The organism is Streptomyces fulvorobeus, from assembly GCF_013167895.1.
In the GTDB taxonomy this organism is placed as follows: domain Bacteria; phylum Actinomycetota; class Actinomycetes; order Streptomycetales; family Streptomycetaceae; genus Streptomyces; species Streptomyces fulvorobeus.
On the sequence record NZ_BLWC01000001.1, the window covers coordinates 3,192,920 to 3,216,799 of the forward strand.

The 23,880-nt window shown below is 68.2% G+C and carries 26 protein-coding genes; 13 read left to right on the top strand and 13 right to left on the bottom strand.

Annotated elements, in window-relative coordinates:
- Nucleotides 1–123 precede the first annotated feature (123 nt).
- Nucleotides 124–1,632 (top strand): glycosyltransferase family 87 protein, encoded by a 1,509-nt coding sequence (locus Sfulv_RS14420; RefSeq protein ID WP_173314073.1) that lies wholly within the window; start codon nt 124–126, stop codon nt 1,630–1,632.
- A 25-nt stretch (nt 1,633–1,657) separates the two neighbouring features.
- Here Sfulv_RS14420 and Sfulv_RS14425 read toward each other — a convergent pair whose 3' ends face one another.
- From Sfulv_RS14425 to Sfulv_RS14435, 3 genes are all read right to left on the bottom strand, one after another.
- Nucleotides 1,658–2,689 (bottom strand): alanine racemase, encoded by a 1,032-nt coding sequence (locus Sfulv_RS14425; RefSeq protein WP_173314074.1) that lies wholly within the window; start codon nt 2,687–2,689, stop codon nt 1,658–1,660.
- A 133-nt stretch (nt 2,690–2,822) separates the two neighbouring features.
- Nucleotides 2,823–3,941 (bottom strand): lipid II:glycine glycyltransferase FemX, encoded by a 1,119-nt coding sequence (locus tag Sfulv_RS14430; protein WP_173314075.1) that lies wholly within the window; start codon nt 3,939–3,941, stop codon nt 2,823–2,825.
- Between the two features lie 129 nt (nt 3,942–4,070).
- Nucleotides 4,071–4,385, bottom strand: a complete 315-nt coding sequence (locus Sfulv_RS14435) for a hypothetical protein (RefSeq protein WP_173314076.1) — start codon at nt 4,383–4,385, stop codon at nt 4,071–4,073.
- Between the two features lie 279 nt (nt 4,386–4,664).
- On the opposite strand from Sfulv_RS14435, the gene rpsF reads away from it, so the two are divergent.
- The 4 genes from rpsF (at nt 4,665) to rplI (ending at nt 6,404) form a co-directional block, all read left to right on the top strand.
- Nucleotides 4,665–4,955 carry a 30S ribosomal protein S6 gene (gene rpsF, locus Sfulv_RS14440; RefSeq protein WP_006604399.1) on the top strand — a complete coding sequence of 97 codons (291 nt, stop codon included), beginning with the start codon at nt 4,665–4,667 and terminating at the stop codon, nt 4,953–4,955.
- Nucleotides 4,956–5,029: 74 nt separating this feature from the next.
- The gene (locus Sfulv_RS14445) at nt 5,030–5,659 is read left to right on the top strand and encodes a single-stranded DNA-binding protein (protein WP_173314077.1); all 630 of its coding nucleotides are present in this window, start codon (nt 5,030–5,032) and stop codon (nt 5,657–5,659) included.
- Between the two features lie 43 nt (nt 5,660–5,702).
- A complete protein-coding gene (rpsR, locus tag Sfulv_RS14450) occupies nt 5,703–5,939 on the top strand; it encodes a 30S ribosomal protein S18 (protein ID WP_003967857.1) in 237 nt (78 codons plus the stop codon).
- A gap of 18 nt (nt 5,940–5,957) precedes the next feature.
- On the top strand, nt 5,958–6,404 hold the full coding sequence (rplI, locus tag Sfulv_RS14455; protein WP_173314078.1) for a 50S ribosomal protein L9: 447 nt from the start codon (nt 5,958–5,960) through the stop codon (nt 6,402–6,404).
- A 130-nt stretch (nt 6,405–6,534) separates the two neighbouring features.
- Here rplI and Sfulv_RS14460 read toward each other — a convergent pair whose 3' ends face one another.
- On the bottom strand, nt 6,535–7,872 hold the full coding sequence (locus Sfulv_RS14460) for an MATE family efflux transporter (protein WP_173314079.1): 1,338 nt from the start codon (nt 7,870–7,872) through the stop codon (nt 6,535–6,537).
- A 477-nt stretch (nt 7,873–8,349) separates the two neighbouring features.
- On the opposite strand from Sfulv_RS14460, the gene dnaB reads away from it, so the two are divergent.
- The gene (gene dnaB / locus Sfulv_RS14465; RefSeq protein ID WP_173317855.1) at nt 8,350–9,807 is read left to right on the top strand and encodes a replicative DNA helicase; all 1,458 of its coding nucleotides are present in this window, start codon (nt 8,350–8,352) and stop codon (nt 9,805–9,807) included.
- Nucleotides 9,808–9,877: 70 nt separating this feature from the next.
- On the opposite strand, the gene Sfulv_RS14470 is transcribed toward dnaB, so the two are convergent.
- Nucleotides 9,878–10,450 (bottom strand): TetR/AcrR family transcriptional regulator, encoded by a 573-nt coding sequence (locus tag Sfulv_RS14470; RefSeq protein WP_173314080.1) that lies wholly within the window; start codon nt 10,448–10,450, stop codon nt 9,878–9,880.
- Nucleotides 10,451–10,615: 165 nt separating this feature from the next.
- On the opposite strand from Sfulv_RS14470, the gene Sfulv_RS14475 reads away from it, so the two are divergent.
- Together Sfulv_RS14475 and Sfulv_RS14480 are read left to right on the top strand one after the other, a co-directional pair.
- Entirely contained in the window at nt 10,616–11,200 is a 585-nt protein-coding gene (locus Sfulv_RS14475; RefSeq protein WP_173314081.1) for a dihydrofolate reductase family protein, read from the top strand.
- A 97-nt stretch (nt 11,201–11,297) separates the two neighbouring features.
- Entirely contained in the window at nt 11,298–12,692 is a 1,395-nt protein-coding gene (locus tag Sfulv_RS14480) for a serine hydrolase domain-containing protein (protein WP_173314082.1), read from the top strand.
- Nucleotides 12,693–12,780: 88 nt separating this feature from the next.
- On the opposite strand, the gene Sfulv_RS14485 is transcribed toward Sfulv_RS14480, so the two are convergent.
- The 7 genes from Sfulv_RS14485 to Sfulv_RS14515 all read right to left on the bottom strand — a co-directional run bounded on the left by Sfulv_RS14485 (nt 12,781) and on the right by Sfulv_RS14515 (nt 18,196).
- Nucleotides 12,781–13,233 carry a GNAT family N-acetyltransferase gene (locus Sfulv_RS14485; RefSeq protein ID WP_173314083.1) on the bottom strand — a complete coding sequence of 151 codons (453 nt, stop codon included), beginning with the start codon at nt 13,231–13,233 and terminating at the stop codon, nt 12,781–12,783.
- 28 nt (nt 13,234–13,261) lie between these two features.
- Entirely contained in the window at nt 13,262–13,720 is a 459-nt protein-coding gene (locus Sfulv_RS14490) for a MarR family winged helix-turn-helix transcriptional regulator (RefSeq protein WP_173314084.1), read from the bottom strand.
- 132 nt (nt 13,721–13,852) lie between these two features.
- Complete coding sequence (locus tag Sfulv_RS14495; protein WP_173314085.1) at nt 13,853–14,737, bottom strand: GNAT family N-acetyltransferase; 885 nt, start codon at nt 14,735–14,737, stop codon at nt 13,853–13,855.
- 252 nt (nt 14,738–14,989) lie between these two features.
- Nucleotides 14,990–15,469 carry an NUDIX domain-containing protein gene (locus tag Sfulv_RS14500; RefSeq protein ID WP_173314086.1) on the bottom strand — a complete coding sequence of 160 codons (480 nt, stop codon included), beginning with the start codon at nt 15,467–15,469 and terminating at the stop codon, nt 14,990–14,992.
- 51 nt (nt 15,470–15,520) lie between these two features.
- Nucleotides 15,521–16,417 carry a LysR family transcriptional regulator gene (locus Sfulv_RS14505; RefSeq protein ID WP_173314087.1) on the bottom strand — a complete coding sequence of 299 codons (897 nt, stop codon included), beginning with the start codon at nt 16,415–16,417 and terminating at the stop codon, nt 15,521–15,523.
- Between the two features lie 210 nt (nt 16,418–16,627).
- On the bottom strand, nt 16,628–17,752 hold the full coding sequence (locus Sfulv_RS14510) for a cystathionine gamma-lyase (protein ID WP_173314088.1): 1,125 nt from the start codon (nt 17,750–17,752) through the stop codon (nt 16,628–16,630).
- A gap of 66 nt (nt 17,753–17,818) precedes the next feature.
- A complete protein-coding gene (locus Sfulv_RS14515; protein ID WP_173314089.1) occupies nt 17,819–18,196 on the bottom strand; it encodes a phage holin family protein in 378 nt (125 codons plus the stop codon).
- A gap of 68 nt (nt 18,197–18,264) precedes the next feature.
- Between Sfulv_RS14515 and Sfulv_RS14520 the strand changes: the two genes are divergently transcribed.
- The 4 genes from Sfulv_RS14520 (at nt 18,265) to Sfulv_RS14535 (ending at nt 20,465) form a co-directional block, all read left to right on the top strand.
- Nucleotides 18,265–18,582 (top strand): cupin domain-containing protein, encoded by a 318-nt coding sequence (locus Sfulv_RS14520; RefSeq protein WP_173314090.1) that lies wholly within the window; start codon nt 18,265–18,267, stop codon nt 18,580–18,582.
- Between the two features lie 123 nt (nt 18,583–18,705).
- Nucleotides 18,706–18,918: a DUF5326 family protein gene (locus tag Sfulv_RS14525; protein WP_173317857.1), complete on the top strand. Its 213-nt coding sequence runs from the start codon at nt 18,706–18,708 to the stop codon at nt 18,916–18,918.
- A gap of 237 nt (nt 18,919–19,155) precedes the next feature.
- Entirely contained in the window at nt 19,156–19,926 is a 771-nt protein-coding gene (locus Sfulv_RS14530) for an IclR family transcriptional regulator (protein ID WP_173314091.1), read from the top strand.
- Nucleotides 19,927–20,027: 101 nt separating this feature from the next.
- The gene (locus tag Sfulv_RS14535; RefSeq protein WP_173314092.1) at nt 20,028–20,465 is read left to right on the top strand and encodes an SsgA family sporulation/cell division regulator; all 438 of its coding nucleotides are present in this window, start codon (nt 20,028–20,030) and stop codon (nt 20,463–20,465) included.
- Between the two features lie 12 nt (nt 20,466–20,477).
- Here Sfulv_RS14535 and Sfulv_RS14540 read toward each other — a convergent pair whose 3' ends face one another.
- Nucleotides 20,478–21,809: a YibE/F family protein gene (locus Sfulv_RS14540; RefSeq protein WP_173314093.1), complete on the bottom strand. Its 1,332-nt coding sequence runs from the start codon at nt 21,807–21,809 to the stop codon at nt 20,478–20,480.
- A gap of 197 nt (nt 21,810–22,006) precedes the next feature.
- Here Sfulv_RS14540 and thiC point away from each other — a divergent pair, with 197 nt between their 5' ends.
- Complete coding sequence (gene thiC / locus Sfulv_RS14545; RefSeq protein WP_173314094.1) at nt 22,007–23,809, top strand: phosphomethylpyrimidine synthase ThiC; 1,803 nt, start codon at nt 22,007–22,009, stop codon at nt 23,807–23,809.
- Nucleotides 23,810–23,880: the final 71 nt, after the last annotated feature.

The following is a 23,880-nucleotide window of genomic DNA, read 5'->3' on the forward strand; positions in this document are numbered from 1 at the left end:
AGGACGGCGCCCCGCGACGGGCCTGCCCGAGGACGACGGCGAGGGCCGCCGCACCACCCGGTGCGGCGGCCCTCGCCGTGTCCCGGGGCCGCCCACGCCCCGCGCACAGGCCCGTACGGCAGGATGTGCGGCATGCCAAGCGCAGAAGACACGAGCGTGCGCCAGGAGCCCGTCGTACGGCCCACGCACCAGGACGAGACCGCCGCGGCCGGAAGTGAGCTGTTCGGCGGGCGGGTGGGACGCTGGGCGCTGCTCGGCAAGGGGCCGCTGACGCCTGTACGCGTCATCGCACTGGTGGCGATCGGGATGTTCGCGCTCGGCATGGTGCAGAAGATCCCCTGCTACGAATGGGCCTGGTTCAGGGGCACCACCTCGCAGTACACGCACGCCTGCTACTCCGACATCCCGCACCTGTACATCGGGCGCGGCTTCGCCGAGGGCCTGGTGCCGTACTTCGACCGGCTTCCCGGTGACATGAAGTACCTGGAGTACCCCGTCCTGACCGGTCTGTTCATGCAGGTCGCGTCCTGGCTGACGCTGACACCGGAGAGCGACCCCGCCCAGCAGCGCGAGCAGATGTACTGGATGGTCAACGCGGGCATGCTGATGGTCTGCGCCGTCGTCACCGCCGTGTGCGTCACGCGCACGCACCGGCGCCGGCCCTGGGACGGCCTGCTGGTGGCCCTGGCGCCCGCTCTGGCGCTCACCGCCACGATCAACTGGGACCTGCTGGCGGTCGCCCTGACGGCGGCGGCGATGCTCATGTGGTCCCGGGGACGCGCCCTCGCGTTCGGCGTTCTCATCGGCCTCGCCACGGCCGCCAAGTTCTACCCCGCGCTGCTGCTCTGGCCCCTGCTGCTGCTGTGCTGGCGGGCAGGGAAGTGGCGGGAGTTCTTCCACGCGGTGCTGGGCGCGGCCGCCGCCTGGCTGCTGGTCAACCTGCCGGTGATGGTGTTCGCACCCGAAGGGTGGAAGAAGTTCTACACCTTCAACCGGGAACGGCCGCTCGATTTCGGGTCGTTCTGGCTGATCATCACCCAGCGCACGGGCACGGCCATCGACGTCGAGACGGTGAACCTGGGGTCGACCCTGCTGATGGTGGTGGCGGTCGTGGCCCTCGCGGTGGTGGCACTCGCCGCCCCCCGCAGGCCGCGTTTCGCGCAGCTCGCCCTGCTGCTGGTCGCGGCCTTCGTCCTGACCAACAAGGTGTACTCCCCCCAGTACGTGCTCTGGCTCATCCCGCTGGTCGCACTCGCCAGGCCGCGCTGGCGCGACTTCCTCATCTGGCAGGCGTGCGAGTGCGGGTACTTCCTGGGGATCTGGCTGTACCTGGCGTACACGACCAGCGGGGACAAGCACCAGGGGCTGCCGGAGGAGGGCTACCAGGTCGCCATCGTCCTGCATCTGCTGGGGACGCTGTACATCTGCGCCGTCGTCGTCCGGGACATCTTCCTGCCCGAACACGATCCCGTACGGCGTGACGGGTCCGACGATCCGTCGGGCGGTGTGGTGGACAACGCGCCGGACGTGTTCGTCGTCGGAGAGGGATCGCACGCGGCCCGGCACGCCGCTCACCTGGCCGTGGCGCCGCGTGTGGAGTGGGGGGCCGCGAGGGGTCCGGCCGCCGACTGAGGCGCGGCGGGCCGGACCTCGCGTGTCAGCGGTCGACGAGGCGGTCGAACTGGGTGGTCGTGTGGCGCAGATGGGCCACCAGTTCGTCGCCGGCCTTCGGCTCCTGCGCGTCCGACGGCACGAACAGGATCGACACCTGCATGTGCGGGGGCTCGGCGAACCAGCGCTGCTTGCCCGCCCAGACGAACGGCGAGAGATTCCGGTTGACCGTGGCCAGACCGGCCCGGGCCACCCCCTTGGCGCGCGGCATCACGCCGTGCAGGGCCTTGGGGGCCTCCAGGCCGACGCCGTGGGACGTACCGCCTGCGACCACGACCAGCCAGCCGTCTGACGCGGCCTTCTGCTGGCGGTAGCCGAAACGGTCCCCCTTGAGGACCGGCGTGACGTCGAGGACGGCGCCCCGGTACTCGGTCGCTTCGTGATCGCCGAGCCAGAGCCGCGTACCGATCCGGGCGCGGAAGCGGGTCTGCGGGAACTGCTGCTGGAGCCGGGCCAGCTCCTCGGCCCGCAGATGGCTGACGAACATGGTGTGCAGCGGCAGCCTGGCGGCGCGCAGCCGGTCCATCCAGCCGATGACCTCCTCGACCGCGTCCGAGCCGTCCGCGCGGTCCAGCGGCAGGTGCAGCGCGAACCCTTCGAGGCGTACGTCCTCGATGGCCGCGTGCAGCTGTCCCAGCTCCTCCTCCTTCACACCGTGGCGCTTCATCGAGCTCATGCACTCGATGACGACCCGGGCGCCCACGAGCGCGTGGACACCGTCCACGGAGGAGACGGAACGGATGACGCGGTCGGGGAGCGGAACCGGTTCCTCGCCTCGCCGGAAGGGGGTGAGGACGAGAAGGTCGCCGCTGAACCAGTCCTTGATACGAGCCGCCTCGTAGGTGGTTCCCACGGCGAGCGTGTCGGAGCCGAAGCGGATCGCCTCGTCGGCGAGCCGCTCGTGGCCAAAACCGTATCCGTTGCCCTTGCAGACCGGTACGAGCCCGGGGAACTGGTCGAGCACGGACTTCTGGTGCGCCCGCCAGCGCGCGGTGTCTACGTAGAGGGAGAGCGCCATGGCCGGCCCGGAACCTTTCTTTTGGCTGCGGTGTGACAGGGGTGTGCGGTACTGCGTACTGGAGCGTCCATTGAAGCAACGGCATCGGATCGGGCACCGGATGCGGTGCCTGATCCGGGCTCCACCGCCGGGGTCAGCGGCGCGACATATACATGTCGAGTGCCTTGTGCAGCAGCTTGTTGAGGGGGAAGTCCCACTCGCCGACGTACTCGACGGCCTCGCCACCGGTGCCGACCTTGAACTGGATCAGGCCGAAGAGGTGATCGGTCTCGTCCAGCGAGTCGCTGATGCCGCGCAGGTCGTAGACGGTCGCGCCCATCGCGTACGAGTCGCGCAGCATGCGCCACTGCATCGCGTTCGAGGGCCGGACCTCACGTCCGATGTTGTCGGAAGCGCCGTAGGAGTACCAGACGTGCCCGCCGACGACGAGCATCGTCGCCGCGGACAGGTTCACCCCGTTGTGCCGGGCGAAGTACAGGCGCATGCGGTTGGGGTCCTCGGAGTTCAGGACGGTCCACATGCGCTGGAAGTAGGAGAGCGGGCGCGGCCGGAAGTGGTCGCGCACGGCGGTGATCTCGTACAGCCGCTGCCATTCGGCGAGGTCCTCGTAACTGCCCTGGACGACCTCGACACCGGCCTTGTCGGCTTTCTTGATGTTACGGCGCCACAGCTGGTTGAAGCCCTTGAGCACGTCGTCGAGGGAGCGGTTGGCCAGCGGCACCTGGAAGACGTAGCGGGGCTGTACGTCGCCGAAACCGGCGCCGCCGTCCTCGCCCTGCTGCCAGCCCATCTTCCGCAGACGGTCCGAGACCTCGAAGGCGCGGGGCTCGATGTGGGTGGCCTCGACGTCGCGCAGGCGCTTCACGTCCGGGTTCTGGATGCCGGACTTGATGGCGGCCGAGTCCCAGCGCCTGATGACGACGGGCGGGCCCATCTTCACGGAGAAGGCGCCCTGCTGCTTGAGGTGGGCGAGCATCGGCTGGAGCCAGTCGTCCAGGTTGGGGGCGTACCAGTTGATGACCGGGCCCTCGGGAAGGTACGCGAGGTACCGCTTGATCTTGGGCAGCTGGCGGTAGAGGACCAGGCCGGCGCCGACCAGCTCGCCGCTCTGGTCGAACCATCCCAGGTTCTCCGAGCGCCATTCGGTCTTCACGTCAGCCCACGCCGGGACCTGGCAGTGACTGGCCGAGGGCAGGCTCTGGATGTACGCCAGATGCTGCTCTCGGCTGATGGTCCTCAGGGTCAGGCTCATGCGGGGCGCTCCTCGGCAGGTGTGTCCCCATCGGTCAGGGGCTCCGGCTCTCGCGCCGAAGCCTACTGTGACCGGGGAGCGCCCCGTCTGGCACCACGGGCCCCGGCCCGGCAGCCGGGTGAGGGAAACTCAGCCGATCACGCCGCCGAAGAGGCCGCCGTGGGCCATACCGAGGAAGAACCCGATGGCAGACGCACCGAGTCCGATGATCAGCGCGAACCTCTCGCGCGTGGTGACCGAGACGTACTGCCCGTAGGCGCCCGTAAGGATTCCGATCAGTCCCGCCCACGAACTGATCAGATGCAGGTCGTGGAACATCGCCGTCACGAAGGCGAGCGCGCCCAGCACCAGGGTGACCGCCATGAGGCCGTCCTGGAGTGGATGAGCCTTGCCGTCCGTGGAGAAGAGGGACGCGGAGGGACCGCGTCGCATTGCGTGTGCCATGGAGAACCTCCTGGCCTGGAGGCGGCGCCCTGCGGCGCCGCTCACACCCGATGTGTACAGATTGCGTCTCCTGAGCACCGGATTTCAACCGGAAGCCCCTCTGCGGGTAGTCTGGACGGTCTGCACCTGTGTCTGCCCCGGGTCGGCTCGACAGCTTCCTCTCCATGGAGGGCGTTGTCAGTGGCGGCTGTTTCACTCGGAGACACATGTGCTCACGCATCACGACCCTCCTGCCACGGAACGACCGTGGCCGCTGAGTCCAAAGGAGGTGGGTTCCACATGCGTCACTACGAGGTGATGGTCATCCTCGACCCCGATCTCGAGGAGCGCGCAGTCTCCCCGTTGATCGAGAACTTCCTCTCCGTCGTCCGTGAGGGCAACGGAAAGGTCGAGAAGGTCGACACCTGGGGCCGTCGTCGTCTCTCTTACGAGATCAAGAAGAAGCCTGAGGGCATCTACTCGGTCATCGACCTGCAGGCCGAGCCCGCAGTCGTCAAGGAGCTCGACCGACAGATGAACCTGAACGAGTCGGTCCTCCGGACCAAGGTCCTCCGCCCCGAGACCCACTGAGCTTCTAGCTCAGCGGTCATCGGGTCCGAGTAGCAGCAAGCAGCCAGAAGCAATCCCCGCCGAGAGGTTCACCCATGGCAGGCGAGACCGTCATCACGGTCGTCGGCAATCTCGTCGACGACCCCGAGCTGCGCTTCACCCCGTCCGGTGCGGCGGTCGCGAAGTTCCGTGTCGCGTCCACTCCCCGCATCTTCGACCGTCAGACCAATGAGTGGAAGGACGGTGAGGGCCTGTTCCTCACCTGCTCGGTCTGGCGTCAGGCGGCGGAGAACGTCGCGGAGTCGCTCCAGCGAGGCATGCGCGTCGTCGTGCAGGGCCGGCTGAAGCAGCGGTCCTACGAGGACCGTGAGGGCGTCAAGCGCACGGTCTACGAGCTGGACGTCGAGGAAGTCGGCCCCAGCTTGAAGAGCGCCACGGCGAAGGTCACCAAGACCACAGGTCGCGGTGGCCAGGGCCAGGGCGGCCAGGGTGGATACGGCGGTGGCCAGCAGGGCGGCGGCAACTGGGGCGGCGGTCCCGGTGCCGGCGGCCAGCAGGGCGGCGGCGGTGCTCCCGCCGACGACCCGTGGGCCACCGGCGCGCCGGCCGGCGGCCAGCAAGGCGGGGCTCAGCAGGGCGGCGGAGGCAGCTGGGGCGGAAGCTCCGGCGGCTCCACCGGATCTGCTGGTTCCGGCGGCGGCTACTCGGACGAGCCGCCCTTCTAGGGCAGCTCGTACCCCCACTTCTTGATCACACAGGAGAAACACCATGGCGAAGCCGCCTGTGCGCAAGCCTAAGAAGAAGGTCTGCGCATTCTGCAAGGACAAGACCCAGTACGTGGACTACAAGGACACGAACATGCTGCGGAAGTTCATTTCCGACCGTGGCAAGATCCGTGCCCGCCGCGTCACCGGTAACTGCACGCAGCACCAGCGTGACGTCGCCACGGCAGTCAAGAACAGCCGTGAGATGGCGCTGCTGCCCTACACGTCCACCGCGCGATAAGGGAAGGGTGACCGAATCATGAAGATCATCCTCACCCACGAGGTCTCCGGCCTCGGTGCTGCAGGCGACGTCGTCGACGTCAAGGACGGGTACGCCCGTAACTACCTGGTCCCGCGTGGCTTTGCCATCCGCTGGACCAAGGGTGGCGAGAAGGACGTGGCGCAGATCCGCCGCGCCCGCAAGATCCACGAGATCTCGACGATCGAGCAGGCCAACGAGATCAAGGCCAAGCTCGAGGCCGTCAAGGTTCGTCTGGCTGTTCGCTCCGGCGACGCCGGCCGTCTCTTCGGCTCCGTCACCCCGGCCGACATCGCCTCGGCGATCAAGGCCGCCGGTGGTCCGGATGTCGACAAGCGTCGCGTTGAGCTCGGCTCGGCGATCAAGACGCTTGGCGGACACCAGGTGTCCGTGCGTCTGCACCCCGAGGTCGCCGCGAAGCTCGGCATCGAGGTCGTTGCTGCCTGAGGGCACAGCTCGTGAGAGCTAGGTGAAGGGCCGCACCCCATGGGGTGCGGCCCTTTGTCGTTCCGTGCGTCTTCCGCGTGGAGTGTGTTTCACGTGAAACCTGCGAGCCGCGCAGTGAAGCCGGGGCTCGTCAGCGGGTCGAGCCGGTGACGAGCCACCGTCCCGAGCGGGCCCGGAGCCAGAGGGTCACCAGCCGGACGGTCATCATCAAGGTCATCGCCCACCACAGGGCCGTGAGGCCGCCGCCGAACAGGGGGACCAGGAGCGCGACCGGAGTGAACACCGCCAGCGTGAGCAGCATCGCCCAGGCGAGATAGCGGCCGTCTCCGGCTCCCATCAGTACGCCGTCCAGGATGAAGACCACCCCGGCGATCGGCTGGGAGACCGCCACCACCAGCAGAGCGGGAAGCAGTGTGTCCTGCACGGACGGGTCACTGGTGAAGAGCGGGATGAACAGGGGCCGCGCCAGCACGATCAGTACGCCGAGAACCACCCCGGACATGAGCCCCCACCGCACCATACGGCGGCACACCTCGCGGGCGCCCTTGGCGTCGTTCGCGCCAAGGTAGCGGCCGATGATGGCCTGGCCGGCGATGGCGATGGCATCGAGGGCGAACGCTGTGAGACTCCACAGCGAGAGGATGACCTGGTGGGCGGCGATATCCGTGTCGCCGAGACGGGCAGCGACAGCGGTGGCGATCAGCAGGACCGCGCGCAGGGAGAGCGTACGGACCAGCAGAGGCACTCCTGCCTGTGCGCTGGCTCTGATGCCAGCCGCGTCGGGGCGCAGGGAGGCTCCGTGGCGCCTGGCGCCTCGAACGACCACGACGAGATAGGCGACGGCCATGCCGGCCTGGGCCATCACGGTTCCCCAGGCCGAGCCCGCGATACCGAAGCCGAAGCCGTAGACGAGAACCGCGTTGAGAGCGCCGTTCGCGGCGAAGCCGCCGATGGCGACGTAGAGCGGGGTCCTGGTGTCCTGGAGGCCGCGCAGCACACCGGTCGCCGCGAGGACCACCAGCATGGCGGGGATGCCGAGGCTGGAGATCCGCAGGTACGTGGTCGCGTAGGGAGCCGCGGTTTCGGAGGCGCCGAACACGTCGACGAGCCAGGGGGCCGAGGGGAGTGTCACGGCGACGACAGCGGCACCGAGCAGCAGCGCCAGCCAGATCCCGTCCATGCCCTGACGGATCGCGGACGGCAGGTCTCCCGCGCCCACCCGGCGGGCGACCGCCGCCGTCGTCGCGTAGGCGAGGAAGACGAAGATGCTCACGGCTGTCATCAGCAGGGCGGCCGCGACCCCCAGGCCGGCCAGTTGGGGTGTTCCGAGATGCCCGACGATGGCGCTGTCCACCATGACGAAAAGGGGCTCGGCGACGAGCGCGCCGAAGGCGGGGACGGCGAGGGCGATGATCTCGCGGTCGTGTCCTCGGCGGCTGAGCGAGGACGTCTCGGGGGCCTTGGTCATGGGTGCCAATCTAATCTTCCACAGGTAAGAGATGCAATGCAGCTACGGTCCTTACTTTCGTTACCCTCCGGAGTTCACCTGTGCACCGTTCGCCATGATCGTGAATCGAGCACAAAAGAATTTCTCCCCCACAGCCAGTGGACGGGGAAACGCCTGGTCAGAGCGGTGGTGAGGGTGGAGGTATGAGTTTGTCCACAGTGCTGTCCCCTGGTCCGTGCACAGGTTCGGAGGGGTTCTCCACAGCATCTGCCCCGTCATCCACATGCCCTGTGGATAACCAGATTGGCTGAAGGTGCTGAGCGGCCTACCGTGGTCCGGCGCCCGCACTCCGTTCTGGCCTGGGAACCCCGTAGAACTCTTCGTGCCACAACCGGAGTCGGGCGTCTTGTTTGTCGGTGCCGTGCCGTAAGAAAGAGTGACACGGCTAGGTCCGCGAAGCGGACGGGAGGAGGTGGCCGGGTGAGTATCCCCGAGCCTTTGGACGACCCCTGGACCGACACCGGTCCCAGTGACCGTCTGCCCGTTTCCCGTCAGCGCCGCGGCGAGGGCAAGGGACGCGACGAACAGCACGACCGGGGCCGGGAGAGCAGCTGGGACGGTGGGTCTCCCGGCTTCGAGCGCGTGCCTCCGCAGGACCTTGATGCCGAGCAGTCGGTGCTGGGCGGCATGCTGCTGTCCAAGGACGCCATCGCCGACGTGGTGGAGATCATCAAGGGCCATGACTTCTACCGCCCGGCCCATGAGACCGTCTTCACCGCGATCCTCGACCTCTACGCCAAGGGTGAGCCGGCCGACCCGATCACCGTGGCGGCCGAGCTGGTCAGACGCGGCGAGATCACGAAGGTCGGCGGAGCCCCGTATCTGCACACCCTCGTCCAGTCCGTGCCCACCGCGGCGAACGCCTCCTACTACGCGGAGATCGTCCACGAGCGTGCCGTGCTGCGCCGCCTCGTCGAGGCGGGCACGAAGATCACGCAGATGGGATACGCGGCCGACGGGGATGTCGACGAGATCGTCAACTCCGCCCAGGCCGAGATCTACGCCGTCACCGAGCAGCGCACCAGCGAGGACTACCTGCCGCTGGGCGACATCATGGAGGGCGCGCTCGACGAGATCGAGGCGATCGGTTCGCGCAGCGGTGAGATGACCGGTGTGCCGACCGGTTTCACCGACCTCGACGCCCTCACGAACGGCCTGCACCCGGGCCAGATGATCGTGATCGCGGCCCGCCCCGCCATGGGTAAGTCCACCCTGGCCCTCGACTTCGCGCGGGCGTGCTCGATCAAGAGCAACCTGCCGAGCGTCATCTTCTCCCTGGAGATGGGCCGCAACGAGATCGCGATGCGCCTCCTGTCGGCCGAGGCCCGGGTGGCACTGCACCACATGCGCTCCGGCACGATGACGGACGAGGACTGGACCAGGCTGGCCCGCCGGATGCCCGACGTCTCGGCCGCCCCGCTCTACATCGACGACTCGCCGAACCTCTCCATGATGGAGATCCGCGCGAAGTGCCGGCGCCTCAAGCAGCGCAACGGCCTCAAGCTCGTGGTGATCGACTACCTGCAGCTGATGCAGTCCGGCGGCGCGAAGCGGGCCGAGAGCCGTCAGCAGGAGGTCTCGGACATGTCCCGGAACCTCAAGCTGCTGGCCAAGGAGCTGGAGCTGCCGGTGATCGCGCTGTCCCAGCTCAACCGTGGCCCCGAGCAGCGTACGGACAAGAAGCCGATGGTCTCCGACCTCCGCGAGTCCGGCTCCATCGAGCAGGACGCCGACATGGTGATCCTGTTGCACCGCGAGGACGCGTACGAGAAGGAGTCACCGCGTGCGGGCGAGGCGGACCTGATCGTGGCCAAGCACCGTAACGGTCCTACGGCGACGATCACCGTGGCCTTCCAGGGCCACTACTCACGCTTTGTGGACATGGCCCAGACCTGAGTCCGAACCGTAGCGTCCAGATGGCCTCTTCCCCGCCCGGGAGCCCCTGATCGGTGGGCGTCGTGCGGTGTCAGCGCGGCACGATCTGTGTGACCACGCTCTCCACCAGCTCGTCGAGTGCGGTCTCCGTCAGCACTCCGGGCAGCGTGAAGTGCTCCAGGAGCACGCCTGTCATGGCCAGGTAGAGGACGCGGAACGTGTCGTGGTCGCCGGGCAGGCCCGTGTTCCGGTGGAAGTCGGCGCCTGCGTCGAACTCCGCGCGCACGGTCTGCGTCAGCTGGGCGCGAAGCGCCGGCCGGCGGGTGGCTTCGAGGCGCAGTTCGAGCATGGCGAGATAGCCGGTGCGGTCAGCCGTCATGCGCTGGACCAGCCAGTGCATCAGGGAGGTGACCAGTTCTCGTGAGGGCGGGTGGCGCAGTGCTTCCTCGACCGCGGCCGGGTCGGGCGCCATGCGGTTGTTGATACGCGCTCCGGCCTGCATGAACAGATCGTCCCGGCTGCTGAAGTAGTTCGAGGAGGTGCCCACGGGTACCCCTGCCCGGGCATCGACGGCGCGGAAGGTCAGACCGCGGGCTCCCTCATGTGCCAGCACCTCGATGGCGGCGTCGGTGAGCGCTGTTCTGCGCTCCGGGTTCCTGGCCATGCTGATCTCCTGTCAGTTCGCCGCTGCGGGGGCTCAGAGGAAAAGCACCTTGCGCAACCACTACGTGTGAAGCACTATAAATGACGTGGTCGCGGTGCCCGTCCAGGCGCCGCGAGGACGGACGTGCTCATTGACCGGGACATCCCTAGAGGGAACGGATACCACTTGCGCAAGCTCACCTACTTCATCGCCTGCTCGATCGACGGTTTCATCGGGGACCCGAGTGGCGACGCGACATCGATGTACCGCTTCGTCAACGAGGAGTTCCTGTCCTTCCTCAAGGCGGACTACCCGGAGACGGTCCCTGTCGAGGGGCGTAAGGCGCTGGGGTTCCACGACGTGCCGAACCAGCGGTTCGACACGGTCGTACAGGGGCGCGCCAGCTATCAGCTGGCCCTGGATGCCCACGTCACCAGCCCGTACGCCCAGCTCCGTGAGTTCGTCGCCTCCCGCACGCTGACGGAATCGCCCGACGCGAACGTGGAGCTGATCTCGCAGGACCTCGTCGGCCGCATCCGGGAGCTCAAGTCGGAGGCGGGTGACCTGGGGATCTGGCTCTGCGGCGGATCGCAGCTCGCTGGTGAGCTGATCGGTGAGATCGACGAACTCGTGATCAAGACCTATCCGCTGGTGTACGGCTCCGGCATGCCGATGTTCGGCTCGGACCTCGAAGCCATCGAGTTCACGCTCGACGCCGTACGTACCTTCGACAACGGGGCGCTGGTCAGGACGTACAGCCGCAAGCGCTGAGTCCCCGCTCCTCCCCGTGCCGACCGGCCCGGGGCCCGTCTTCCATGGGCCGCGAAAACTGCTCGCCAGACTGCTGCCACCCGGGTAGTCCTTGACCATGACTTCCCCCCATGGCTCCCTCCGTGAAGAGCTGCTTCCCAGTACCCGGCGTGCCCTGCTGCACCGCATCGCCACGGCTCAGGCCGAAGGCCGGACACCCTCGTTCGTCGCCGCGGTGCAGCGGGAAGGGCGGACCGTCTGGGACGGTGCGCGCAGCTGCGTAAAGGACCACGAGCCCGACGCCGATACGCAGTACAGAATCGGCTCCCTCACCAAGATCTTCACCGCCGTGCTGGTGCTCCGGCTGTGCGACGAAGGTGTGCTCGGCCTGGACGACCCCTTGGAGCAGCACCTCCCCGGCACGGGGGTGGGCGATGCCACCGTCTTCCAGCTCCTCAGCCACAGCGCGGGACTGGCCGCCGAATCCCCCGCGCCGTGGTGGGAGCGCACGTCAGGGACCGTCCGTCCCGAGCTCGCGGATGTCCTCGGGGATCAACCGCGGACGCAGTCGGCGGGCCGGAGCCACCACTACTCGAACACTGGCTACACCCTGCTCGGCTCGCTGGTCGAGGCGGTGCGAGGCGCGTCCTGGGAGGAGGTGCTGCGACGCGAAATCCTTGAGCCGCTGGGTATGCGCCGGACGAGCACCCAGCCGGTCGCTCCGCACGCCGGGGGCTGGGCTGTCCATCCATGGGCGGATGTCATGCTGCCCGAACCGTCCGAGGATCTCGGCCTGATGGCGCCGGCCGGCCAGCTCTGGTCGACAACGGCCGACCTGCTCCGCTTCGCGGCCTTCCTCGCCGAGGGCGATGAGAAGGTGCTGAGCGGTGATTCACTGCACAAGATGCGGGTCCCGGCGGCCTCCCTCGCCCCGGACGACTGGGACGGTGCCTATGGTCTGGGTCTCCAGATCGTGCGCCGGGACGGCCGGACGCTCGTCGGACACACCGGCTCGCTGCCGGGATTCCTGGCCGCTCTGTGGATCTGTGTGGAGGACGGCCTCGCCGCGGTGGCGCTCACCAACGCCACGTCCGGGCCGCTCGTCGCCGGCGTCGCCGCCGACCTCGTGCGGATCGTCGCCGAGGCCGAGCCCCGTATCCCGGCGCCGTGGCGTCCTCTGCCCGAGGCGGACTCCGCGTTGCTCGCCCTGACGGGCCCTTGGTACTGGGGGACGCACGCTTACGTCCTGAGGGTGGTCGCGGATCACGGCGTGGAACTCCATCCGATGCGAGGAGCGGGCCGAGGTGCCCGCTTCCGCTTCCGGCCTGACGGCACCTGGACAGGGCTCGACGGGTACTACGCGGGGGAGACGCTGCGCGTGGTGCGGAACAGTGACGGCGCCGTCGACCACCTCGACCTGGGGTCCTTCGTCTTCACCCGCGAACCGTACGACCCGGGGGCGGCGGTCCCCGGTGGCGTGGACGCGGAGGGCTGGCGGGGACTCGCCATCTGAGCCCGCCCCGAGTCCCGCGCCGTGTTTCACGTGAAACACGGCGCGGGTACCGCGTGATCGCTCGGGTGGTGCGTGCGTGCTCCGGAGGTCAGAGCGTGAGCTTGAATCCGACATGGCTGGCGGTGAAGCCAAGGCGTTCGTAGAAGCGTCGTGCGTCGGTGCGGGTGACATCGGACGTCAACTGGACCAGTGTGCACTTCTGGCGGCGCGATTCGTCCACGGCCCACTGGATCATCTGAGTGCCGAGGCCGCTGCCGCGTTCCTCGGCATGGATGCGGACACCCTCGATGATCGAGCGCGTCGAACCGCGCCGGGACAGACCGGGAACGATCGTCAACTGCAGGGTTCCCAGGACCCGTTCCGCACGCACCGCCACGACGAGATGCTGGTTGGGGTCGTCGGTGACCCGCTGGAACGCGGTGTGGTATGGGGTGAGGTCGTCCGGTGACTCCCGCTCCGCACCGAGAGGATCGTCAGCCAGCATGGCCACGATGGCGGGGATGTCGGAGAGCACGGCAGGACGGATCGCAAGATCGTTCATATGCCGCAGGGTACGCAGCTCGCGGAGGCTATGCGGGAACCTTCAGCTGTTCGACCGCGGTGACGAGGGGAGCCAGATCGGGGTGGGTGGCGGCTTCGTCCAGGGCGGCGCGCAGCGCGGTGTCGTTGGTCGGCCGGGCCTCCGCGAGCAGCGTCAGGCCGGCCTCGGTGACGTCGGTGTAGATGCCGCGGCGGTCGGTGTCGCACAGGTACCGGGTCAGCAGCCCACGGTCCTCCAGCCTGGTGACCAGGCGGGTGGTGGCGCTCTGGCTCAGTACGACGGCGTCGGCGACCTGCTTCATCTGGAGATGGCCACCGGGGCCGCTGTGCTGCCGGCTCAGGACGTCCAGCAGGGAGTACTCCCGCACGCTGAGGTCGTGGTTCGTCTGCAGAGCCCGCTCGATGCGCGCCTCGATCTTCCCGTGGAGCAGGGAGAGGGCGCACCAGCCCTGGGAGAGGGCGGTCAGGGCGGGGTCGGTCGCGGTCATGGTCTCTCCTCCAGGTGGAGCTGCGTATCTCCAGGATAGGGGACACACGCAATATCCCGCGCCTGCAATTAACCGGCGTATGCAATCACCCTCGGCACTTGCGCCTGGTCAGCCGGTCTCAGCCGGCAGGTGTCAGCCGGTCGCGACGGTCAGTGGTGCGAACCTGCGGGTCCAGTCACCCGGCAGCGTCTGGCTTCGGTAGATCATGACCACCGTGGTGGTCCCCTTCTCCAGACCCCGCTCGCCGAGCCAGTCCAGCAGTTCATGGTGGCGTACGTCGATATCGGTCCGCAGTGGGCGGTCGGTGGTCGCGGCGAGCGTGGTGACGAGAGCCTTGGCCGTGGCGGTGTCGGGCGCGACCAGCGGACCGATGGAGTGGACGTTCCCGCTCGGCCAGATCGCCGCGTACCCGACGAGGGTGTCATCGTCCTCCGCGACCAGCAGCTTGTCGGAGAAGGCGGGCAGCCGCGTGATGAGGTGGGTCCGGTCGGCACCGAACGTGTCGGCGTCCAGGCGGAGGATGCTCTTGAGGTCGTCCGCCCTGGCCGGACGGATGGTGACCGAAGGCGTCACCGAGGACTGTGCGCCCTCGCCGTCCACCGGCCGGAAGTGGCCGCTGACGCGGTCGGCCCTGCCCACCACGGCGAAACCGAGCCGCTCGTAGAGCGGCTGCCCTTCCGTGGTGGCGTACAACGAGAGCGGAGTCTCTCCGGTCGCCTCGATCACGTGGTGCATCAGTCGTCGGCCGAGCCCTTGCCTGGCGTGCCGGTCGGCGACGAGCAGCATCCCCACGGAGGTGTGCGTCCCGTTCGCGGTCACGGCGCAGGCCGCGGCCAGTCCCTTGCCGCCCGGGTCATCGATGCCGTAACCCGTACCCACGGAGAGGAGCAGCCCCCACCGGTGCTCGTCGCGTGCCCATCCGCGGTCCTCGCAGAGGTCGGCGCAGGAGACCAGGTCCGCGCGGGTGAGACGTCGGACGGGGAGGTCGGCGAGTTGGCCGGGCCATGGGTTGTGCATAGAGGTCAGGCTTCCTGACGCGATGATCGTTCGTCCACCGCTTTAGCGTAGCTGTCCGATATACGCAGGTGGGCGCCCCGCTTGACCCCAGGTGGCGCCCTGGTCGGCGGCGGTGTCTCCCGTAAGTGAGTGGTTTCACGTGAAACACGCTGACCCGCCCAGAGCGACCGGCCGTCTGCCGAGGGAAGCCTCCCTGCCTGCCGGCCTTGCGGACCTCGCTCCAGAAGGCGCTTGGACGCAGCAGGCGTCGATTCAGCCCAGATCGTTCGCGTGCATCGCCCGGACGCCTTCGATGTTGCCGTCGAGGTAGTGCCGGAGTGACAGCGGTACCAGATGGACCGCGGCGATCCCGATCCGGCTGAAGGGCACCCGCACGATCTCGTACTCCCCGCAGGGCTCGTCGACCTCGGGTCCGTGCCGCCGTGAGAGGTCCATCGACTCCAGCCGGCAGACGAAGAAGTGCTGGACCTTGACACCTTTCGCCCCGCCGCCCGCGATGTGCTCCACGGTGTCCACGAAGCACGGCACGACATGGGTGATCTTGGCACCGAGCTCCTCGTCGAGCTCGCGGTGCAGCGCTTCGACGACGGTGCTGTCCTCCGGTTCGACCCCGCCGCCCGGCGTGAGCCAGTACGGATCAACCCCCGGTTTGGTGCGCTTGATGAGGATGAGGTCGTCCCCGTCGAGCAGGATGGCACGTGCGGTGCGCTTGACCACAGGGCGTTCGGTCATGGCAAGAGAGTGGCCCGTGGGACCCGATCTGAAACGCTTCCGGAGCCACGGTCACCAGTCGACGGCAGCGCGCACCAGCCACTCGTGCGCCCGCGCGATGTGCGGCAGCGCCAGTGTGCCGGTACGCGCGGCCAGGAAGTACGTGCGCAGCGGCGGTACCGGAGGGTCGAGCAGCGCCACCACCTCGCCCCGCTCCAGCGCCTGCTCGCACAGATACCGCGGCAGCACGGCCAGCCCGGCCCCCGCTGCCGTGCACTCCAGGACCGCCCGCAGATCCGGGGTGATCACGGTCGCGGCCGCGGCCGGCCCGCTGTCGAACACGGCCGCCCAGTAGCGGGAGGCGAAGGGCAGACTCTCGTGCACCTCGACCAGGGGCAACTGCTCCAGCACCACAGGCCCTTTGTGCCGGAGCGTCCCCGGTCCCAGACGTGCGGCCCAGCGCGGCGCCGCCACCAGGACGTGTTCCTCGTCGCAGAGCGGTGTCGAGGTGAGCAGCCCGCCGCGGGGCCGCGCCGTCGTGATGGCCAGATCGTGGTGTCCGGCGGCCAGTCCCTCCAGCGTCTTCTCGGTGTTGGCGCTGAACGAGCTGCGCAGCGTCAGCCCTTGGGAGAGCAGCGGGGTGAGCGCGGGCAGAGCGCGTACGGAGCTGAACTCCGGAGGTCCGGCCAGGTGGAGCGTCCGTACCCCTGTCGCCTCGTCGAGTCCGGCCTCGGCGATTTCCACCAGGGCGTCCAGGTGGGGAGCGGCCCGGTGTGCCAGCTCGTCACCGATGCTGGTCGGGGTGACACCGCGGGCGCGGCGCAGGAAGAGGGGGCGGCCGAGCTGGCGTTCCAGCGTCCGTATCTGCGAGGTCACGGCGGGCTGCGAGAGTCCGAGCAGGGCGGCGGCCCGGGTGAACGACCCCGCACGGTGCACGGTGACAAAGGTGCGCAGCAGGGCCAGGTCCATGGTCCGCCTCCTCCCGCGCTCGCGACGCTTCGGACCCGGGCAGCGATAGATATGCCGATAGGTCGCTGTCGCTACTGTGATTGGACACTGACGCTGAGTCAACTAGCCTTGCCATGACGGTTCTTCGCGCGTGGAACCGGGGCGGTCCGAGCCACGAGGGGGGAGGCTCGGACCGCCCGCACCAGCGGGCACCACGGCTGGCCGGCGCTTTTACCGGGATGCCTCGTCGAGCGCGCGCTCGACGTCGCCGAGCAGGTCCTCGGCGTCCTCGGCGCCGACCGAGAAGCGGATGAAGCCTTCCGGTACGGCGTCCCCGCCCCAGCGGGCCCGGCGCTCGGCGGTGGAGCGTACGCCGCCGAAGCTCGTCGCGTCATCGACCAGACGGAGCCCGGCAAGGAAGCGTTCGGCCGTCTCCCGGTCCGCCAGTACGAACGACACCACCGAGCCGAAGCGCCGCATCTGACGTACGGCGTTCGGGTACGAGGGATCGGCCGGCAGCCCCGGATACCGGAGACCGCTGACATCGGCGCGCTTGCCCAGCGCCTCCGCGAGCCTGAGGGCGGTCGTGCACTGGCGGTCGATCCGCAGCTGGAGCGTGGACAGCGAGCGGTGCGCGAGCCATGCCTCCATCGGTCCCGGAATGGCCCCGACGACCTTGCGCCAGCGCCGTACACCCGCCGCCAGCCCGGGGTCGCGGCAGGTCACATGGCCCAGCAGGATGTCGCCGTGGCCCGTCATGCCCTTGGTGTCGCTGGCCACCGAGAAGTCGGCTCCCAGCTCCAGCGGGCGCTGGCCTATCGGGGTCGCCAGCGTGTTGTCGACCGCGACCAGGGCGCCCGCCAAGTGCGCGGCCTCCGCGAGCCGTCGTATGTCGCACACGTCGAGCCCGGGGTTGGAAGGCGTCTCGAGCCACAGCAGCTTGGCCCCTTCCAGGGCCGCGAGCTGGGCGTCACCCCCGGTCGGCGCGGTCCGCACCTCGACCCCGTACGCCTCCAGCTGGTCACGGACCAGCGGCAGCGCCTGGTAGCCGTCGTCCGGCAGCACTACCACGTCACCCGTGCGTGTCTGCGACAGGAGTACGGCCGTGATCGCCGCCATCCCGGAGGCGAACACCGTGGTCTCGACCGGCTCCCCGGGCGCCTCCAGTTCGCTGATCGCACGTTCCAGATGGGTCCACGTCGGGTTGGTCTCGCGGCCGTAGGTGTACGGGCCGACCGGTTCTCCGGACAGGTGGAAGTGCGCGGCGAAAACCGGCCCCGGGAGTGTGGGTTCGTACTGTGCCGGTTCGGGAAGCCCGGCCCGTACCGCCCGTGTTCCGTCGCCCATGGTGCTCATACCGTGTCCTCGCTTCTCTCCCCGGTCTGCCACCGGTGTGACCTGCACTGTTTCAGACGACCCGGATCAGTCCTCGTCGGGGAGTACGACGTTCAGCGCCCAGGAGACGACGGCGATGATCAGGCCGCCGAGGACGGCGGTCCAGAAGCCGTCGACGTGGAAGCTCAGGTCGGACAGGTCGGCCAGCCACGAGGTCAGCATCAGCATCAGGGCGTTGACCACCAGCGTGATCAGCCCCAGCGTCAGGATGAACAGCGGGAGGGTCAGCAGCTGCACCACCGGCTTGACGACGAAGTTGACCAGCCCGAAGAGAAGGGCGACCAGGACCAGGGTGAGCACCTTGTTCCAGGTGTCGTCGCCGGTCAGTGTGATGTCGTCGAGCAGCCAGATGGCCACGGCCAGCGCACCCGCGTTGGCGATCGTCTTGACTACGAAATTCATCATGTGTCTGATCGTGGCAGACATGATCGGCGGCCGACAGCGGCAGCACGGACCCAAGGGGCGGACGGGCGATGAAGGCATTCAGGCTGGACGAACTGGAGGCGGAGCGGGCCGCCAATGACGGGGCCTACCTCCAGTTCGTACGGGAACGCAATATGTCGGTCGGGCTCTACGCGCTGGACGCGGGCCAGCTCGACCCGCAGCATCCCCACGACCAGGACGAGGTCTACCTGGTCGTGAGTGGCCGTGCGGCGATCACGGTCGGCATGGAGACCACCCAGGTGGGCAGGGGCAGCGTCGTGTACGTGCCGGCCGGAGTGGCCCACAAGTTCCACCACATCACCGAGGACCTGCGGGTGATGGTGGTCTTCTCCCCGCCGGAGAGCTGAGGGGAGAGCGCGGTCCCTAGGGATCGATCAGGGAAGTCCAAGGGATCGGGCACGCCCGCCGGCCACCCCCGCGCCTCTAGCATCGAGGCAGGGACTCACAGGGAAGAGGTAAGGACGATGGCGGTGCGGGAGATGTTCGCGGGGATGCCCTGGTGGGTGAAGTGGGTCGCGGTGCCCGTCATCGCGATAGTCGTGTTCGGCGGCCTGATCGCCAGCGTGGTGGGCTTCGTCATCGGCCTCCTCTTCAAGGTGCTGGTATTCGCCGTGCTGGTCGGAGGTCTGGTTTTCGTCGTACGGAAGTTCATGGCGTCCTCCCCTTCGGGCCGTGACTGGTAGTGACCAACGGCCCGGGAGGATTAGGCCAGCTGAGCTAAGTCCCGGCCGGAAACCCCCTTCACGCGTGTGGTGCCGATACAGTCGTATCGCCGCCGACGCCTGGGAAGTAACTGTCTGTCACCGAATTGACCATCGGTTTGTACGGCCGTCCGGTCATCGGACCCAGGTTCGCGGCACTCCGTGGGGGCGGCCCCCACGGGAGGGCTGACCGCCCGTCACCATGCCTGGGGGTGACCTGTGACCACAGCAACGAGTACCGCTGTGCCGACATTGATCGGTTCGGTGCAGCGGGCGCTGAGACTGCTGGAGGCCGTGGGCACCCATCGCGACGGGGCGCCCGCGAAGCAGCTCGCACGGGAAGCCGGGCTCCCGCTTCCGACCGCGTACCACCTGCTGCGCACCCTGACCCATGAGGGGTATCTGCGCCGGGAGAACGGCGTCTTCGTCTTCGGCGAGGCCGCCGAGCGGCTGATCGGCGGCGGTGCCGGGCAGAAACGCCGCACCAGCATGACCGAGTCACTGGGCAGATGGAGCGACGCCATAGGCGTGCCGGTGTACTGCGCCGTCTACCGCGAGGGCGAGATCGAACTGATCGGGGTCGCGGATTCTCCCGCCCACCCCGCGGTCGACGAGTGGGCCGCGTTCCGCGAGACCGGTCATGCCCATGCTATCGGGCAGTGCCTTCTGAGACAGCTCGACGAGACCGCTCGTGGGGATCACCTCGACCGCCACCCTGTGCAGCCGTTGACTCGTCACTCTGTGCGAGATCGTCAGTCGCTTCTTGACCGATTGAGATCGACAGCACGCATGGAACCTGTCATTGAGCGACAGGAATATGCCCTGGGAACGATCTGCGCGGCCATCCCGATCACGGTGGGTTCCACCGTGGCGTCGATGGCCATTTCGATGCCCTCTGACCAACAGGATCGCTTGCTCCCCGCAGTCGAGCAACTACGCTCCGAGGTCACCGACCTCCTACGCTCGCTCGTGCTCTCTATCAGTATCTGAAAAATCACTCCTTGTGATCTGCTATCGCGTGCACCACGATGGCGTCAATAGGGCCACGAGGGACCATTCCCAGCCAGTTTCATCTACCGCGGGGTTGAACGATGCGCGAGTCGGTTCAAGCAGAGGTCATGATGAGTTTTCTCGTTTCCGAGGAGCTTTCCTTCCGGATTCCGGTGGAGCTCCGGTACGAGGTCGCTGATCCCTATGCCATCCGCATGACCTTCCACCTGCCCGGTGACGCCCCTGTCACCTGGGCTTTTGGCCGGGAGCTGCTGCTTGACGGTCTGAACAGTCCCAGCGGTGACGGTGATGTGCACATCGAGCCGACCGAGCCCGAAGGGCTTTCCGATGTGCACATCAGACTCCAGGTGGGAGAGGACCGAGCCCTCTTCCGGGCCGGTACGGCGCCTCTCGTGGCGTTTCTCGACCGGACGGACAAGCTGGTCCCGCTGGGTCAGGAGCACACGCTGAGTGACTTCGAGGACAACCTCGAAGAGGCACTGGGCCGGATTCTCGCCGAGGAGCAGAACGCCGGCTGAGGAGCGCCGTCGTTACGTCTTGCGACGACGGCCCTTCCCGGTCCGTACGGGTGCAGGAGCTCCGGCTTCCGCGCCGAGCCCTGTGCGGTCCGCGGAGACCACCAGCGCCGCCAGCGCCGTCGTCAGTGGCACCGAGGCGACCAGTCCGATCGACCCGACCAGCGTCCGGACGATCTCCACCGCCACCAGTTCGCTGTTGGCCACCGTCCCCATGCTGCTCTGGGCGATCGAGAAGAGCAGCAGCAGGGGCAGTGCGGCCCCCGCGTAGGCGAGCACGAGGGTGTTGACCACCGAGGCGATGTGGTCGCGGCCGATCCTGATCCCCGCCTTGTAGAGCTTGCGTGCCCCCATCGTCGGGTCCGCCTGGTGCAGTTCCCAGACCGCCGACGTCTGGGTGACGGTCACGTCGTCGAGCACGCCGAGCGAGCCGATGATGATGCCGGCCAGCAGCAGACCGCTCATGTCGATGTCCGGATACAGGCCGTGGATGAGACCGGTGTTGTCGTCGGTGTTTCCCGTCAGGCTGGCCCAGCCGATGAAGAGCGAGCCGAGCAGGCCGATCAGCAGCAGTGAGATGAGTGTGCCGATGACAGCCACGGACGTGCGGGCCGTCAGGCCGTGGCACATGTAGAGCGCCGCGAGCATGATGGTGCTCGCGCCGATCACCGCCACGACCAGGGGGTTCGAGCCCTGGAGGATCGCCGGCAGGATGAACAGGGTGAGCACGGCGAACGACACCGCGAGCGCGACCAGTGCCATCAGCCCCCGCAGCCTGCCCACCGCGACCACGGCCAGTGCGAAGATCCCGGCCAGCAGCGCCATCGGCAGCTTCCGGTTGACGTCGGTCACCGAGTACTGGAGGTCGCGGGGCGCGTCGGGCGCGTACGCCACGACCACGCCCTGGCCCTCGCGCAGCTGCCTCGGGGCGTCCGGCTGGACGATCTCGGCGAAGGTCCGGCCCGCGTCCCTGCCGCTCGTCACCTCGATCGTGGCCTTCTCGCAGTCCCCCGTCTGCCTGTTGACCGCCTCACGTCCCGAAGGTGTCGAGGTGTCGCCGGTCGGCGGTACCTGCGCGGCGTTGACGTCCGCGCAGTCCACCTTGTCGACCTGGACCACCTTGCCGGACTGCGTCTGCCGGTCGAAGCCGACACCCGTGCGCTCGTGGGCGGGGGCGCCACCGGGCCAGTACGCGACGAGGCCGACGAGGACCGCGGTGGCGAACGGGATCAGCACGGCGGCGATGACCCTGCGCAGATGCTTGGAGACGGGAGCGGCGGGGCCATGACTGTGCGCGTGGCCGTGCGGAGGGGCCTGCGGTTCGGGATCGCTTTGGGAGGAGGTCACCGGGCGATCATCGCAAGAACAGGAGGTGCCCTCTATTCAGCACGCCATGAAGGACGCTAGCGTGGTGGCACCTTTGCACACGCGGGAGCTCGGAGCACCGGGCTGAGAGGGCGCTGACCTCCGTACACCGGTACGGAACAGGCTGCGCCGACCGCCGAACCTGTTACCGGGTAATGCCGGCGTAGGGAGTAGGTCTCATGACCACAGCGGACGCACGCACGCCTGCCTCGGAGCCGAACGCGCAGAACGCGCAGGACGCACCGAATGCCGAGGCCGGGAAGTCCATCGGCTGGCACAAGGGATACGTCCAGGGCTCACGCCCGGACCTCCGGGTGCCGGTTCGGCAGGTGCACCTCACCAACGGCAAGGACGTGACGCTGTACGACACGTCAGGCCCTTACACCGACCCCACCATCGACACCGACGTCCGGCGTGGCCTCGCGCCGCTGCGGGAGAACTGGATCATCTCCCGCGGGGACACCGAGGAGTACGCCGGACGCCCCGGCCGCCCCGAGGACGACGGCCTCAAGCACACATCGCCCCGCGGCGGACTGCGCAACCTCGACGCCGTCTTCCCCGGCCGTCCGCGCCAGCCGCGCCGCAGCCGCGACGGACGGCCCGTCACCCAGCTCGCGTACGCGCGGCGTGGTGACATCACCCCCGAGATGGAGTACGTCGCGATCCGGGAGAACGTCGAGCCCGAGGTCGTGCGCGAGGAGATCGCCGCGGGCCGGGCCGTCATGCCGGTCAACGTCAACCACCCGGAGATCGAGCCGATGATCATCGGCAAGCGGTTCCTGGTGAAGGTCAACGCGAACATCGGCAACTCCGCGGTCACCTCCTCCATCGAGGAGGAGGTGGACAAGATGACCTGGGCGACCAAGTGGGGCGCCGACACGGTCATGGACCTGTCCACCGGCCGCAACATCCACACCACCCGTGAGTGGATCCTGCGCAACGCGCCCGTCCCGATCGGCACCGTGCCGCTCTACCAGGCACTGGAGAAGGTCGACGGCCGTGCGGAGGAGCTGACCTGGGAGGTCTACAAGGACACGGTGATCGAGCAGGCCGAGCAGGGCGTCGACTACATGACGGTGCACGCCGGCGTGCGCCTGCCGTACGTGCCGATGACCGCCCGGCGTAAGACGGGCATCGTCTCGCGCGGCGGCTCGATCATGGCGGCCTGGTGCCTCGCGCACCACAAGGAGTCGTTCCTGTACGAGAACTTCGAGGAGCTCTGCGAGATCCTCGCGACGTACGACGTGACGTACTCGCTGGGTGACGGGCTGCGCCCCGGTTCGATCGCCGACGCCAACGACGAGGCACAGTTCGCCGAGCTGCGCACCCTCGGTGAGCTGAACACCGTCGCCAAGAGGTTCGGCGTCCAGACGATGATCGAGGGCCCGGGCCATGTCCCGATGCACAAGATCAAGGAGAACATCGACCTCCAGCAGGAGATCTGCGAGGAGGCGCCGTTCTACACGCTCGGCCCGCTGACCACGGATGTCGCCCCGGCGTACGACCACATCACCTCGGGGATCGGTGCCGCGATGATCGCCTGGTGGGGCACGGCGATGCTCTGCTACGTCACCCCCAAGGAGCACCTGGGCCTGCCCAACCGGGACGACGTGAAGACGGGTGTCATCACGTACAAGATCGCGGCCCATGCGGCGGACCTCGCCAAGGGGCACCCGGGAGCGCAGGACTGGGACGACGCGTTGTCGGACGCGCGGTTCGAGTTCCGCTGGGAGGACCAGTTCAACCTGGCGCTCGACCCGGTCACGGCACGGGAGTTCCACGACGAGACGCTGCCCGCCGAGCCGGCGAAGACGGCCCACTTCTGCTCGATGTGCGGTCCGAAGTTCTGCTCCATGAAGATCTCGCACGACATCCGGCGTGAGCACGGGGGTACGCAGGAGGAGATCGAGGTGGGCATGGCGGAGAAGTCGAAGGAGTTCGCGGCGGCCGGCAACCGGGTCTACCTGCCGATCGCCGACTGACCGGCCGACTGACCGACTGAGCGGACGGGCTGCCCGGGGACCGGGCAGCGGTGAGCACGGCGCCGGGGTGC

Bases quoted from the DNA above. Each gene is read 5' to 3' on its own strand.
- Sfulv_RS14470 (WP_173314080.1), bottom strand. From the start codon at position 10,450: ATGGCCAGGAACCCGGAGCGCAGAACAGCGCTCACCGACGCCGCCATC.
- Sfulv_RS14430 (WP_173314075.1), bottom strand. From the start codon at position 3,941: ATGAGCCTGACCCTGAGGACCATCAGCCGAGAGCAGCATCTGGCGTAC.
- Sfulv_RS14515 (WP_173314089.1), bottom strand. From the start codon at position 18,196: ATGATGAATTTCGTAGTCAAGACGATCGCCAACGCGGGTGCGCTGGCC.
- Sfulv_RS14485 (WP_173314083.1), bottom strand. From the start codon at position 13,233: ATGAACGATCTTGCGATCCGTCCTGCCGTGCTCTCCGACATCCCCGCC.
- rpsR (WP_003967857.1), top strand. From the start codon at position 5,703: ATGGCGAAGCCGCCTGTGCGCAAGCCTAAGAAGAAGGTCTGCGCATTC.
- Sfulv_RS14505 (WP_173314087.1), bottom strand. From the start codon at position 16,417: ATGGACCTGGCCCTGCTGCGCACCTTTGTCACCGTGCACCGTGCGGGG.
- thiC (WP_173314094.1), top strand. From the start codon at position 22,007: ATGACCACAGCGGACGCACGCACGCCTGCCTCGGAGCCGAACGCGCAG.
- Sfulv_RS14460 (WP_173314079.1), bottom strand. From the start codon at position 7,872: ATGACCAAGGCCCCCGAGACGTCCTCGCTCAGCCGCCGAGGACACGAC.
- Sfulv_RS14435 (WP_173314076.1), bottom strand. From the start codon at position 4,385: ATGGCACACGCAATGCGACGCGGTCCCTCCGCGTCCCTCTTCTCCACG.
- Sfulv_RS14510 (WP_173314088.1), bottom strand. From the start codon at position 17,752: ATGAGCACCATGGGCGACGGAACACGGGCGGTACGGGCCGGGCTTCCC.
- Sfulv_RS14445 (WP_173314077.1), top strand. From the start codon at position 5,030: ATGGCAGGCGAGACCGTCATCACGGTCGTCGGCAATCTCGTCGACGAC.
- Sfulv_RS14490 (WP_173314084.1), bottom strand. From the start codon at position 13,720: ATGACCGCGACCGACCCCGCCCTGACCGCCCTCTCCCAGGGCTGGTGC.
- Sfulv_RS14535 (WP_173314092.1), top strand. From the start codon at position 20,028: ATGCGCGAGTCGGTTCAAGCAGAGGTCATGATGAGTTTTCTCGTTTCC.
- Sfulv_RS14500 (WP_173314086.1), bottom strand. From the start codon at position 15,469: ATGACCGAACGCCCTGTGGTCAAGCGCACCGCACGTGCCATCCTGCTC.
- Sfulv_RS14495 (WP_173314085.1), bottom strand. From the start codon at position 14,737: ATGCACAACCCATGGCCCGGCCAACTCGCCGACCTCCCCGTCCGACGT.
- rpsF (WP_006604399.1), top strand. From the start codon at position 4,665: ATGCGTCACTACGAGGTGATGGTCATCCTCGACCCCGATCTCGAGGAG.
- Sfulv_RS14425 (WP_173314074.1), bottom strand. From the start codon at position 2,689: ATGGCGCTCTCCCTCTACGTAGACACCGCGCGCTGGCGGGCGCACCAG.
- Sfulv_RS14480 (WP_173314082.1), top strand. From the start codon at position 11,298: ATGACTTCCCCCCATGGCTCCCTCCGTGAAGAGCTGCTTCCCAGTACC.
- Sfulv_RS14420 (WP_173314073.1), top strand. From the start codon at position 124: ATGTGCGGCATGCCAAGCGCAGAAGACACGAGCGTGCGCCAGGAGCCC.
- rplI (WP_173314078.1), top strand. From the start codon at position 5,958: ATGAAGATCATCCTCACCCACGAGGTCTCCGGCCTCGGTGCTGCAGGC.
- Sfulv_RS14520 (WP_173314090.1), top strand. From the start codon at position 18,265: ATGAAGGCATTCAGGCTGGACGAACTGGAGGCGGAGCGGGCCGCCAAT.